This is a genomic window from Nonomuraea sp. MG754425 (genome assembly GCF_021699195.1).
Taxonomy (GTDB): domain Bacteria; phylum Actinomycetota; class Actinomycetes; order Streptosporangiales; family Streptosporangiaceae; genus Nonomuraea.
Genome location: NZ_SSXE01000008.1, coordinates 39049 through 51880 on the forward strand (window position 1 = coordinate 39049; position 12832 = coordinate 51880).

At 72.9% G+C, this 12832-nt stretch carries 10 protein-coding genes; 4 read left to right on the forward strand and 6 right to left on the reverse strand.

The window, feature by feature from the left end:
* Positions 1 to 2 precede the first annotated feature (2 nt).
* From FAF44_RS04590 to FAF44_RS04600, 3 genes are read left to right on the forward strand one after another with little or no spacing between them, the layout of a single operon-like run.
* Positions 3 to 884 carry a branched-chain amino acid ABC transporter permease gene (locus tag FAF44_RS04590; RefSeq protein WP_237101724.1) on the forward strand — a complete coding sequence of 294 codons (882 nt, stop codon included), beginning with the start codon at positions 3 to 5 and terminating at the stop codon, positions 882 to 884.
* Positions 881 to 1882: a branched-chain amino acid ABC transporter permease gene (locus tag FAF44_RS04595; protein WP_237101725.1), complete on the forward strand. Its 1002-nt coding sequence runs from the start codon at positions 881 to 883 to the stop codon at positions 1880 to 1882. Before FAF44_RS04590 ends, FAF44_RS04595 begins: the two co-directional genes overlap by 4 nt.
* Positions 1883 to 1887: 5 nt before the next feature.
* Positions 1888 to 3168, forward strand: a complete 1281-nt coding sequence (locus FAF44_RS04600; RefSeq protein ID WP_237101726.1) for an ABC transporter substrate-binding protein — start codon at positions 1888 to 1890, stop codon at positions 3166 to 3168.
* A 6-nt stretch (positions 3169 to 3174) separates the two neighbouring features.
* On the opposite strand, the gene FAF44_RS04605 is transcribed toward FAF44_RS04600, so the two are convergent.
* The 4 genes from FAF44_RS04605 to FAF44_RS04620 all read right to left on the reverse strand — a co-directional run bounded on the left by FAF44_RS04605 (position 3175) and on the right by FAF44_RS04620 (position 9312).
* On the reverse strand, positions 3175 to 4128 hold the full coding sequence (locus FAF44_RS04605; RefSeq protein WP_237101727.1) for an NAD(P)-dependent oxidoreductase: 954 nt from the start codon (positions 4126 to 4128) through the stop codon (positions 3175 to 3177).
* Positions 4129 to 4194: 66 nt separating this feature from the next.
* Positions 4195 to 4446 (reverse strand): hypothetical protein, encoded by a 252-nt coding sequence (locus FAF44_RS04610; RefSeq protein ID WP_237101728.1) that lies wholly within the window; start codon positions 4444 to 4446, stop codon positions 4195 to 4197.
* Between the two features lie 146 nt (positions 4447 to 4592).
* Entirely contained in the window at positions 4593 to 8075 is a 3483-nt protein-coding gene (locus FAF44_RS04615) for an AAA family ATPase (RefSeq protein WP_237101729.1), read from the reverse strand.
* A 46-nt stretch (positions 8076 to 8121) separates the two neighbouring features.
* Positions 8122 to 9312 carry a cytochrome P450 gene (locus tag FAF44_RS04620; RefSeq protein ID WP_237101730.1) on the reverse strand — a complete coding sequence of 397 codons (1191 nt, stop codon included), beginning with the start codon at positions 9310 to 9312 and terminating at the stop codon, positions 8122 to 8124.
* A 175-nt stretch (positions 9313 to 9487) separates the two neighbouring features.
* Between FAF44_RS04620 and FAF44_RS04625 the strand changes: the two genes are divergently transcribed.
* A complete protein-coding gene (locus FAF44_RS04625; RefSeq protein WP_237101731.1) occupies positions 9488 to 11002 on the forward strand; it encodes an FAD-dependent monooxygenase in 1515 nt (504 codons plus the stop codon).
* A gap of 15 nt (positions 11003 to 11017) precedes the next feature.
* Here FAF44_RS04625 and FAF44_RS04630 read toward each other — a convergent pair whose 3' ends face one another.
* The gene (locus FAF44_RS04630; protein ID WP_237101732.1) at positions 11018 to 11854 is read right to left on the reverse strand and encodes an ABC transporter permease; all 837 of its coding nucleotides are present in this window, start codon (positions 11852 to 11854) and stop codon (positions 11018 to 11020) included.
* Entirely contained in the window at positions 11851 to 12822 is a 972-nt protein-coding gene (locus FAF44_RS04635; protein ID WP_237101733.1) for an ATP-binding cassette domain-containing protein, read from the reverse strand. Before FAF44_RS04635 ends, FAF44_RS04630 begins: the two co-directional genes overlap by 4 nt.
* Between the last annotated feature and the right edge of the window lie 10 nt (positions 12823 to 12832).

The following is a 12832-nucleotide window of genomic DNA, read 5'->3' on the forward strand; positions in this document are numbered from 1 at the left end:
CGATGGCCGGATTCCTGCAGCAGGTCGTCGAGGGGCTCGGCGCGGGCGCCGTCTACGCCAGCCTGGCGCTGGCACTGGTGCTGATCTACCAGTTCACCGGGATCGTCAACTTCGCCCAGGGCGAGCTGGCCATGTTCTCCACGTACATCGCCTGGCAGTGCGTGGCCGCCGGGATGCCGTTCTGGCTGGCGCTGGTGGTGACGCTGGCGGTCTCGTTCGCGGGCGGCATGCTCATCGAACGGGTGGTCATCCGGCCCGTCGAAGGCGCGCCCGAGCTGACCATCGTGATCGTCACCGTCGGGCTGTTCATCTTCGTCAACGCCGCCGCCGGCTGGATCTGGACGTTCCTCATCAAGGACTTCCCGAACCCGTTCCCCGGCGGCGCGCTGGAGGCCGCGGGGGTCAGCGTCAACTGGTCCACGCTCGGCGTGCTCGGCGTGGTCGGGCTGGTCATGGGGCTGCTGTACCTGCTCTTCCAGCACACCAGGATCGGGCTCGGCATGCGCGCTGTGGCCGCCGACCCCGCCTCGGCGCGGCTGGTCGGCATCCGCGTCGGCCGCACGCTCGCGCTCGGCTGGGGCCTGGCCGCCACCGTCGGCGCGGTGTCCGGGGTGCTGGTCGCGCCGCTGCTGTTCCTGGAGCCGAACATGATGGGCGGCGTCCTCATCTACGCCTTCGCCGCCGCCACGCTCGGCGGCTTCGACAGCCCCGCGGGGGCGGTCGCCGGCGGGCTGATCGTGGGCGTCGCCGAGACGCTCGCCGGGGCCTACGTCGGCTTCGTCGGATCCGACCTCAAGGTGGGAGTGCCGCTGGTGATCATCCTCGGCGTGCTGCTGCTGCGGCCCCAGGGCCTGTTCGGACGGGCGGCGGTGGAGCGCGCATGAGCACCACCGGGACCACCGAGGCCGCTGCACCCGCGCCGGTGCGGCAACGCCGCCGGCTCGACCGGCGCTGGGCGGGGCTCGCCCTGCTGCTCGCCGCGGCCGTGTACGCGCCCTTCCAGCTCGTCCCCTTCCACGTCTTCCAGCTCACGATGGTGCTGGTGTACGCCGTGGCGCTGCTCGGGCTCAACCTGCTCGTCGGCCACGCGGGCCAGATCTCGCTCGGCCACGGCGCCTTCTTCGCGGTCGGCGCCTATGCCTCGGCCGTCCTGCTGGACCGGTGGGACCTGCCGTACCCGCTCACCCTGCCCGTCGCGGCGGCGGTGGCGTTCCTGCTGGGCCTGGCGCTGGGCGTGCCCGCCATGCGGCTGCGCGGCCTGTACCTGGCGCTCGTGACGCTCGCCATCGCGATCTTCCTCGTTCCGCTGCTGAAGCGGTTTGAGGAGCTGACCGGCGGCTCCATGGGCCTGACGCTGGCCAAGCCGCAGCCGCCCGCGTGGAGCGGCCTGGCCGAGGACCAGTGGCTGTACTTCCTCACCCTGGCCGTCGCCGTCGCCGCGTTCCTGCTGGCCGCCTCGCTGCTGCGGTCCCGCGTGGGCCGGGCGCTGCACGCCGTCCGGGACAACGAGATCGCCGCCGAGGTGATGGGGGTGCGGCTGTCGTTCTACAAGACGCTCGCCTTCGCCTGGAGCGCCATGTACGCCGGAGCGGCCGGCTGCGTCTACACGTGGGTGATCGGGTTCGTCTCGCCGGACTCGTTCACCGTGAACCTGTCGATCACCATGCTGGCCGGCCTGGTCGTCGGCGGGCTCGGCTCGCTGGCGGGACCGGTGCTCGGCGCGCTGTTCGTGATGTTCGTGCCGAGCATCGCCCAGGACGTCAACGACGCGGCGCCCGGCGTCATCTTCGGCCTGCTGATCATCGTGGTGATGTACGTCGCCCCGACGGGGCTGGCCGGTCTGGCCGGGCGCCTGACCAGGAAGATTCCCCGGAAGGAGTAAGAGGGATGCGAGTATCTGCGATCGGTTGCGCGGCGCTGCTCCTGCTCGCCGTCGCCGCCTGCGGAGGGCGGTCGGGCGGTGGTGAGGCGGGAACCGGCGGCGGCACGGCCGCGTCGGGCCAGTGCGCGGGGCAACAGACCACCGGCATCACCGACAAGAGCATCAAACTGGGCGGCATCTACCCGCTGTCCGGCCCCGCCTCCGCCTACGGGGACATCCCCAAGGGCATCAAGGCGTACTTCGACTACGTCAACGCCGAGAAGAACGGCATCGGCGGGCGCAAGGTGGAGTTCGTCGTCCGCGACGACGGCTACCAGCCGCCCAAGGCCGTCGAGGAGGCCCGCAGGCTGGTGGAGCAGGAGCAGGTGTTCGCCCTGTTCCAGACGCTCGGCACCCCCTCGACCGCCGCCACCTGGGACTACACCAACCAGCGCAAGGTCCCGCAGGTCTTCGTGGCCACCGGCGCCTCCCAGTGGGGCACCGACACCGCGCACCCGTGGACGATCGGCTGGCAGCCCAACTACGTCTCCGAGGCGCGCGTCTACGCGGCCCACCTGAAGAAGGAGCAGCCGGAGGCCAAGGTCGCCGTCCTCTACCAGAACGACGACTTCGGCAAGGACCTGCTCGGCGGGTTCAAGCGGGCCCTCGAAGGCACCCAGGTGCAGGTCGTGGCCGAGCAGAGCTACGAGGTGACCGACCCGAGCGTGGACCCGCAGATGCGCAACCTCGCCGAGTCGAAGGCCGACGTGTTCCTGAACATCACCACGCCGAAGTTCGGCTCGCAGGCGCTGGCCGCCGACGCCAAGAACACGAAGTGGAACCCGTTGCACATCGTCAACAACGTCGCCGCCTCCATCACGGTGCTCAAGCCCGTCGGGTTCGAGAACGTGCAGGGTGTCGTCTCGGCCACGTACTACAAGGACCCGAACGACCCGACGTGGGCGGACGACGCGGAGATGAAGCTCTACAAGGAGAAGATGCAGCAGTACGCGCCCGGGGCCGACCCCAACGTGCCCTACCACACCTTCGGCTGGGCGGTGGCGAGCAGCTTCCACAAGGCCATGGAGGCGGCGGCGTGCCCGACCCGCGAAGGGCTGCGGGACTCCGTGCACAACCTCAAGGGCGTCGCGGTGGACATGCTGCTGCCGGGGGTGACACTGGACACGGCCCAGGGCGACGGGTTCCCGATCGAGTCGATGCAGCTCATGACGTTCAAGGGGCAGCGCTGGGAGCTGTTCGGCGACGTGATCGACACCCGCAAGGAGTTCGGCCCGCTGGGCGGCTGACCCCGGCTACGGCGTGATGACGCCGTCGCGGACCAGCCGCTCGACCGCCTCGGACACGGCCTCCAGCGAGGTGTGGCGGGGCCGGTGCCCGAGCAGCCGCTCGGCCTTCTCCATGCTGCAGTGCGGGCTGTGCAGGAGGTGGTCGTAGGTGATCCGGCCGTCGAACTCGGAGACCGTGGCCCGCCACTCCTCCCACGGAAGGAAGGACAGCCGCGCGTCCCGTCCGAACCAGCCCGCCACCGCCTCGGCGTACCCGCGCAGCGTCAGGGCGGTGGTGGCGACGGAGTGGAAGCTCTCGCCGATCGAGGTGGACGGGCTGGCCAGGGCGTCCATGAACAGCCGGGCGACGTCGTCGGCGTGCACGTGCTGCACGGTCTCCATGCCCAGGTTGGGCAGCGCGACCTCGGAACCCTCGGCGAGCTGCTGGAACACCTCCGGGTTGACGTTGCCCGCCGGGTTCACCGGCACCCACCCGGGGCCGGTGATGTGGCCGGGGTGCACGATCGTGGCCGGGAAGCCCTCGCGGTGGGCGCGCTCCAGCAGGTGGGCCTCGATGGCCGCCTTCCGGACGCCGTACTCGCCGAAGGGGGCGCGCTTGACGTCCTCAGTCGTGGGCACCTGCACGCTCGGGCCGTGCACCCAGATCGTCCCGCAGTGCAGGAAGTGCCGCACCCGCCCGGCCAGGGCGTCGGCGAGCGCCTTCGCGCTGTCCTCCGTGAAGCAGATGAGGTCGATGACGACGTCGCCGTCGAGGTCGGCGATGCGCTGACCGAAGCCGCCGTCCGCCTCCTCGGCCGTGCGGTCGGCGACGACGGTGGTGACCCGCTGCCAGGCGCCGTGGGGCGTGTAGGGCTCGCGCTGCCCCCGGCTCACGTTGATGACCTCGTGCCCGGCGCCGATCAGGCGCGGAATGAGATACGTACCGATATGTCCGCTGCCGCCAATCACCACAACCCGCATGGCGACAGCCTAGACCCGGCCGGCCGGGGACCGGCGGGGGGTGTCACGCCCACCCGCCGGACCGCGTCAGTTCACGTACGCCCACAGGTCGTAGGTGGAGTAGCCGGGGTTGGTCTGCGGGTAGTGGGTGCTGCACCACCAGGTCTGCCAGCGTCCGTTCTGCTGGCCCGACTGCCCGAAGGAGATGCAGATGTCGTAGGGCAGATCGGTGTAGACGACCTGGAGCGTGGACGCGGCCTGAGCCGGAGCGCTCGTGGCCAGGACGGGCGCCAGGGCGGTGACCGCGAGCAGCACAAAGGCGGTGATTCGGCGACGCACCAGTTCTCCCCTCGTGAAGGGCCGGAAGGCGATCACCGTGAATTGCACGACAGGGGTGGCGCGGCTCGCAAGACGGGCCCTGGCCGGGCCGCGCCGACCAGCCCGGACGTCGCGGCGGCGATGAAAGCTTCATCCCGGGGCCGGCGTCACAGCCGCCAGACGATCTCCTCGGCGGGCCGGTAACGGCAGGTGGACCCGGTGGAGACGGACGCGCGCAGGTGGGCGGCCAGCTCGGGGTGGGCCTGGTCGAGCTTGCGAAGGGTGTCGCGGATCCGCGCGGTGACGGTCTTGCGGGCGCGCTCGGCCTCGTCGCCCAGCCGGCGGGTGCGCCCGCCCAGCCCGGCCGCCGCCCGCAGCTCGGCCAGCAGCGCCGCCCGCTCCCGGTCGAGCCCGGCCGCCCGGTCGTCGTCGCCCACTTCGGCGGCGCGGTCGATCTCCTCGTCGAGCCGCGCCAGGTGGTGGCGGTAGCGCGCCTTGGCCTCCTCGTCGAGCACCGGGTCGCCGCCCAGGCGACGGGCCGCGACGACGACCGCGCCGCCCTCCGGGGCCAGCAGCGCCACGGCGGGCACGTCGACGCCCGGCCGGCCCAGCAGGGTGTGCAGGTCGCGCAGGCCCTTGGCGTCGGGCAGGTGGGCCGTCCGCCCGGCGAACACCAGCGACCACACCGCCCCGTCAGGCCGGAACTCCCCGGCAGGCCCGCCCGGCACCGGCCCCGCACCATCGGTCTGGAACTCTCCGCCGGTTCCACCCGGAGTGGGTCCCCCGTCGGGGTTGCCCGGCACAGGCCCCGCACCATCGGCCCGGAACTCTCCGCCGGTTCCACCCGGAGTGGGTCCCCCGCCGGGGTTGCCCGGAGCCGGTCCCGCGCTGTCGGCCCGGAACTTCCCGGCGGGCTCGCCCGGAGATGGTCCCGCGTCGTCGGGCGGGAACTCTCCGCCGGGGTTGCCTGGAGTCGGTCGCGGGCCGTTGGGCCGGGATTCTCCGCCAGGGGTCGGTCTCCCGCCGTCGGGGCTGGCCGGAGACGGTTGTGGCCGGTGGCCTGGTGCGGTTTCGGCGGTCGTTCGTGCCAGGTCGCCAAAGGCTGGGTCGGGTGGGGTGGGGAGCAGGTGCGGCAGCACCTGTCGCATCCCCAGCTCGGCCGCGTCCCGGCGGGCTCCTTCCGCCAGCTCCCGGGCCGCCTCCGCGTCGCCGGGCGCGCCGCGGGAGCGCAGCGTCTCGGCCAGGTGGCCGCGGGCCAGCACCGACCACGGCCGCGCCCGCATGGCGTCGGCCGCGCGGTAGGCGGCGGTGAGCTCCTCGACGGCCTCCGCCCACCGCCCCTGCGCCGCGTCGACGAGACCGAGCCATAGGTCGTAGGGGCCGCTGATCTCCCAGCCGAACACCGCCACCACCCACCGCCCCCGATGCGGCGCGAGCCGGGCCCGCGCGCGGGCGCACAGCTCGGGATCACGGCCGGCCGCGGCCAGCTCGGCCTGGACGCGCAGCCAGATCGGCTGGATCATGCGGTCGTCGGGCTCCTCGTCGCCGGCCCGGCGCAGCGCGGTGCCGAGGTCGCCGGTACGCAACGCGGTCAGCGCCTCCAGCAGGTGCACGCAGGGATGGCCGCTGCCCCTGAGCCGGCGCAGCAGCTCCTCCAGCCCGCCGGTCTCGCCCCTGAGCGACGTCAGCACCCAGCGGTGATGGTCGAGCATGAAGCCGAAGTGCTCGCGCCCGGTATCGGGATCGACGGCCGCCAGCAGGGACTCGGCCTCGGCGAAGCGCCCTTCGAGGCCCGCGACGATGCTTTCGTCGATGTCGGTGGTCATCACGAGGTGCGGGCGCTCGCTGCGCCGGCCCCTGGCGGCGTAGGCGTGGAACTCGTCGAGGTAGCGCGGCTCGCCCTGCTCGGCCAGCGCCACCCAGCGCAGGGCGCGGGCGAAGTGTTCGAGCTCGCGGTCGGCGGTGCGCTGGGCCACGTCGATCAGCTCGCCCGTCAGCGCCACCCGCTCGGCGGCCGTGCCCGGCCCCCAGATGATGTCGTGGTGTGTCCAGAGGCTGAAGGCCAGCGCGTCGTCGTCGCCGCCCTTCCTGGCCAGGCTGCCCAGCCGCAGCACCAGGGCGATCGCCAGCCCGTCGTCGGGCACCGGGCCGCCGATCAGCCTGCGGTGGGCGTCTCGGAGCCGGTCGAGGGCCTGCTCCTGGCCGTAGTGGCGGTGGAAGACCAGCGCGACGCGGGCGGGCAGTTCGGGGTCGTCGAGGTCGCGGGCGATGGCGTCGGCCTCGTCGAACAGCCGCCTGGCCGCCTCGTGCTCGCCGTCGTGGTGCAGCTCCCGGCCCAGGTCGAGGGCGATCATGCCGCGCCGGCGCGGGCTCGCCGCGCTCAGCTCGTACGCCCTGCGCAAATGCCCGCGCTGCTCCTCCGCCGCGAAGCGCCCCTTGGCCGCGCGGGCGGCGTCGAGCAGCAGCACGATGGCCCGCTCGGGGTCGAGCCGGTCACCGGCGAGGTAGGCGTGCCTGGCGAGCTCGCCGGGCGGCAGCCGCCCGGCCGGGCCCGGCGCGCCCTCCACGGCGGCCACCGCGGCGGCGTGCAGGTCGCGCGGGTCGGCGAGGGAGTCGTAGAGCGTCTCGCGGACCAGGTCGTGGGCGAAGGCGAACACGCCGCCGCCCCTGGTCACCACCAGCCTGGCCACGACGGCCAGCTCCAGCAGCCGATCGACGTGCGCGGCCGGGGCCGCGACGGTCGCGGCCAGCACCTGCCGGTGGAACTCCCGCCCCAGCACCGCGGCGGCCGGCAGCAGCCCGGCCACCTGGGGCGGCAGCAGCGACAGCCGCCGCAGCAGCGCGTCGCGAACGCCGGGCGCGACGGCGGTGGCCGAGCCGCCGCTGCGCCACAGCCGGGAGGTCTGCTCGACGAAGAACGGGTTGCCGCCCGTGCGCAGGTGGACCTCCTCGACCAGCTCGGGCGGCGGGTCGTGGCCCGCCGTGCGGGCCATGAGCGCGGCGACGCCCGCCCGGTCGAGCCCGGTGAGCGTGATCGTGGTGGCCTTGGCCACGAGCGGCGACAGCAGGTCGCGCAGCGGATGATCGACCGGCTCCACCTCGGCGTCGCGGTAGGTGCCGATCAGCAGCAGCCGCTCGAACCAGGTCTGCCGGGCCGCGAACTCCAGCAGCCGCAGCGAGGCCGGGTCGGCGGCGTGCAGGTCGTCGATGACGACCACGACCGGACGCCGCTGCGCCAGCGCGACCAGGGCGGAGGTGACCGCGTCGAAGACCCGGAAGCCGTCGGCGGCCGGCTCGCCGGACGGGCGGGCCTCACCGAGCAGGGCGGTCAGGCTGCCACCCGCCGCGCTCTCCGCCTCCGCCCACTCCCCGGGCTCGGCCGCGCGCCGCAGCGCCCTGATGACCTGCACCCACGGCCAGTAGCCGGGGGCGCCGCCGGAATCCCAGCAGGCGCCGCCGGCCACCAGCGCGCCGCGCCGCCTGGCCTCGCCCACCATGCCGGCGACCAGCGTGGTCTTGCCGATGCCGGCCTCGCCGGTGACCAGCACCAGGCCGCCGTGGCTGTCGATGAGCCTGCCGATCTCGGCACGCAGCAGCGCGGCGGGGTGCTCCCTGCCGATGAGCTCGTGTGCCGCGATGTCCGTAGGCATGACGCTTGCACGCTATCCGCCCGGACCGACATTTTCCCAAGCGCCGCTACCAGGTCACCTCCAGGGAGCTGAGCCCGTAGACGACGGAGGAGACGCGGAAGCCCGGCTCGGCGTCCGCGACGCGCAGCTTCGGGAACCGCTGGAGCAGCGCGGGGAAGGCGATGCGCAACTCCATGCGGGCCAGCGGGGCGCCCAGGCAGTGGTGCACGCCGTGGCCGAAGGCGAGGTGGCCGGGCGCGCCGCGGCTGAGGTCGAACGCGTCCGCGTCCGGCAGGAACGACGGGTCCCTGTTGGCGGCGGGCAGGGTGACGAGCACCAGGTCGCCCTCCTCGATCCGCTGCCCGCCGACCTCGGTGTCGCGGGTCGCGACCTTGGTGGTGCCCGAGTTGACGATGCTGAGCCAGCGCAGCAGCTCCTCCACCGTCGCGTCGATCCGCTCGGGCTCCTTCCTGAGCAGGTCGAGCTGCTCGGGGTGGCGCAGCAGGGCGAGCGTGCCCAGGGAGAGCATGTTGGAGGTGGTCTCGTGCCCGGCGAACAGCAGCAGCCCGCCGATCCCGACCAGCTCGTCGGTGGACAGGTCGTCGCCGTGCTCGCGGACGAGCATGCCGAGCAGTTCCTCGCCGGGGTCGGCCTGGATGCGCGCGACCAGGCTCTCCATGTACGCGCGCTGCTCGAACTGGAGCATCATGCGCTCCTGGCCGGGCACGGACATGTCGAGCATCCTGGCGGTGCGCCGCTGGAAGACCTCGCGGTCCTCGGACGGCACCCCGAGCAGCTCGGAGATCACCAGCGACGGGATCGGCAGCGCGAACGACGGCACCAGGTCGGCGGGCGCGCCCGCAGCCTCCAGGGCGTCGAGGTGCTCGTCCACGATGCGCCTGACGCGCTGCTCCATCCGGTTGATGCGGCGGATGGTGAACTCCGGCGTCAGCATCCTGCGCAGCCGCGTGTGCTCGGGCGGGTCCACGCCGAGCAGGTTGCCCGCACGTACCTTGGCGATCTGCTCCTCCGTCATGGGCGGCGCTCCGGGCAGCCGGGCGATGTTCTGCGGGGCGATCTTGAACCGCTCCGCGTCGCCCAGCACCTCCCGCACGTCGGCGTAGCGGGTCACGAGCCAGGCCTCGGAGCCGAACGCCGTGGTGATCCGTTTGACGCGGTCGTCGTCCCGGGCGGACGCCAGCTCCGGCGCCGGGTGGAACTCCACCCGCCGCATATGTAACGGCATCGTCTCGCTCATATGCATCCCCTCCGTGATTCCTAACGTTTGGTTGCACGCTACTGAGCCGGGCGAGCCTCCACTAGTTGCGAGTTTCAATTGTTGTCAGGTCGTACCACCTCCTTCCTGCGTTCCTTGACGCGGATCGAACGGGCCGCGGACTATACCTGCGACCACCCGGACGAAGAGGACATCCATGGACCTGGTACGGCACGTTCCCGGCTCCGTGCCGGTGCTGATCGCCGGAGGCGGGCCCGTCGGCCTGGCGACCGCGGTGGAGCTGGCCCATCACGGTGTGCGCTGCCTGGTGGTGGAGCCGCGCGAGACGGTGTCGTGGCTGCGCCCGCGCGCCAAGACCACCTCGGCGCGCTCGATGGAGCTGCTGCGCAGGTGGGGGCTGGCCCAGGTGCTGCGCGCGCGGGCGCCGCTGGCGGTGTCGTGGTCGGACGAGGCGGTGTTCGTCACCGGCCTGCTCGGACGGGAGATCACCCGCATCGGCGGCTGCTTCGGCCTCGACCTGATCGGCTCCGACCTGGCCGCAGAACCGGGCCAGCAGGTGCCGCAGCCGCTCGTCGAGGAGGTGCTGCGGGAGGCAGTCGGCGACGCGCTGCTGACCGGCTGGCAGGTGGCCGGCCTGCGGGAGGACGCCGACGGGGTCACGGTGCGGATCACGTCCGGCGGCCGAGAGCGCGAGGTGCGCGCCCGGTACGTCGTGGGCTGCGACGGCCCGCGCGGCGTGACCAGGGACGCCATCGGCGCCCGCTACGAGGGCCGCCAGGACGCCCGCCCCAACTTCAACATCGTCTTCCGCGCCCCCGGCCTGGCCGAGCGCATGCCGCACGGCCCCGCCGTGCACTACTGGGTGCTGAACCCGGCCCAGCCCGGCATGCTCGGCCGCCTCGACCTCGACGACACCTGGTGGTGCATCGCCCAGGGAGTGCGGGCCGCGGACGCCGACCCCGTACGCCTGGTGCGCAACCTGGCCGGCGCCGACATCGACGTGGAGATCCTGGCCACCGACCCGTGGACGGCCCGGATGCTGCTGGCCGACCGGTACGCCGGCGGCCGGGTCTTCCTGGCCGGCGACGCGGCCCACCAGAACCCGCCCTACGGGGGACACGGGTTCAACACCGGCATCGGGGACGCGGTCAACATCGGCTGGAAGCTGGCCGCCGTGCTGCTGGGGTGGGCCCCCGCGCGGCTGCTGGCCACGTACGAGAGCGAGCGCCGGCCGGTCGCCGCCGCCACGATCGAGGCCGCCGCCGCGAACATGGCCACCCTCGCCCCGGAGTTGGCCGACCCGGCGCTGATGGGGGAGGAGGCCGAGTTCGAGAAGGTGCGCCCGCTGGTGGCGGAGGCGGTGCGCAGGACCAAGGACAGCGAGTTCCACAGCCTGGACCTGGTGCTGGGCTACACGTACGCGGGCTCGTCCATCGTCGCCTCCGGGACCGGGGAGCGGCTGCCGCACCGGTGGCTGGCCCCCGGAGAGTCGTTGTACGACCGGCTGGGCCCCGCGTTCAGCCTGGTCGGCGACCAGGAGACGCCAGGCGCCGCCGTGGTGGTGGCGCAGGCCGGGGAACTGGGGGTGCCGTTGCGGGTGGTGGACCTGCCCGGGGAGTCGCTCGCGCTGGTGCGGCCGGACCAGCACGTCGCCTGGCGCGGCGGCGACCCCTCGAGGGCCCTGCGCGTGGCACTCGGCCACGAGCGGTGACCCCCGAGGGCTCGCTCACTTGCGGTTGTAGAGCCGCATCGTCAGCGTGCCGAAGACCACGACGAGCACCGCCGACGACACCAGCACCCAGGTGATCTCCCCGGCGTCGGGCGTACCGGCCATCAGCGAGCGGACCGAGCTGACCAGGCGCGAGATCGGGCTGGCGTTGACGAACGCCTGCAGCCAGCCCGGCATCGTCGAAGGGTCCACGTAGACGTTGCTCAGGAAGGTCAGCGGCATCAGCACGAGCATGCTGACCCCCATCACCGACTTCTCGCTGCGCATCAGCAGCCCGAACATCGTCCACACCCACGAGAACGCGAACGAGAACACCAGCAGCAGCGCGATCGCGCCCACCGCCCCGACGACCCCGCCCTGCGGGCGGAAGCCCATCACCAGCCCGACCAGCAGGATCACCGTCGAGGCCATCAGATAGCGCAGCATGTCGCCGAGCAGGTAACCGACCATGGTGGACGGCCGCCAGATCGGCAGGGTACGGAAGCGGTCGAAGACCCCCTTCTCGATGTCCTTGTTGACCTCCACGCCGGTGTACATAGTGATCATCACGACGCTCGTCACCATGATGCCCGGCAGCACGAACTGCAGGTACTCGGTGGGCGAGCCGGCCAGCGCGCCCCCGAACAGGTACGTGAACATCAGCGTCATCATGATCGGGAACGCCGTCACGTCGAAAAGCTGCTCGGGCACGTGCTTGATCTTCAACATCGCCCGCCAGCCGAACGTCATCGACGCCGACCAGGCGCTGGGCCGTGGTGGCCGGGTCGTGGGGGCGAGGACGGCGGCCAGGGTGTCGGTCGCGGGCGCGGTGCCCGCCTCTGTGGTGGCGGTCATGCTGCTGCCTCCTCGGTGGTGGCGGGACGGTCGGTGAGGGCGAGGAAGACCTCGTCCAGGCTGGGCTGGCCGAGGGAGAAGTCGTCGACGACGATGCCGGCGGAGGCCAGGCGGGCCAGCGCGCGGGCGGCCTGCTCGGCCTCGTCGCCCGCGCCGGTGACCCGGGCGGTGAGGGCCACCGGATCGGCCTCCAGGTAGACGGGCGTGTTCAGCGCCTCGGCGAGCACCCGCTCGGCCTCGGGCCGGGTGGCGGCGTCGCGGAGACGGACGTGGATCGAGCCGGAGCCGACGGACGACTTCAGCTCGCCCGGCGTGCCCTCGGCGATGAGCCGGCCGTGGTCGATGACCGCGATGCGCTGCGCCAGCCGGTCGGCCTCCTCCAGGTACTGGGTGGTCAGCAGCACCGTGGTGCCGTGGGCGACCACGACGCGGACGATGTCCCAGACCTGGTTGCGGCTGCGCGGGTCGAGCCCGGTCGTGGGCTCGTCGAGAAAGAGCAGGTCGGGGGTGTTGAGGATGCTGGCCGCGATGTCGATGCGCCGCCGCATGCCGCCGGAGTACGTCTTGACCTGCCGCCCGGCCGCCTCCGTCAGCCCGAACGCCTCCAGGAGCTGCGCCGCCCGATCGCGCGCGGCCGGCTTGCGGTGGCCGAGCAGGCGGGCGAGCAGGATCAGGTTCTCGGAGCCGGTCATCTCCTCGTCCACGGAGGCGTACTGGCCGGTCAGGCTGACCCGGGAGCGTACGGCGTCGGCCTCGCGGACCACGTCGTGCCCGAACACGGTCGCCTCGCCGCCGTCGGGCCGGAGCAGCGTGGCCAGCATGCGGACGGCGGTCGTCTTGCCGGCGCCGTTGGGCCCCAGCACGCCGTACACCGCGCCGGCCGGCACGGACAGGTCGAGGCCGTCCACGGCGCGTGTGTCGCCGAAGACCTTGACCAGGCCGGAGGTTCGTATCGCCACTTCTGGCATGGGTGATCCC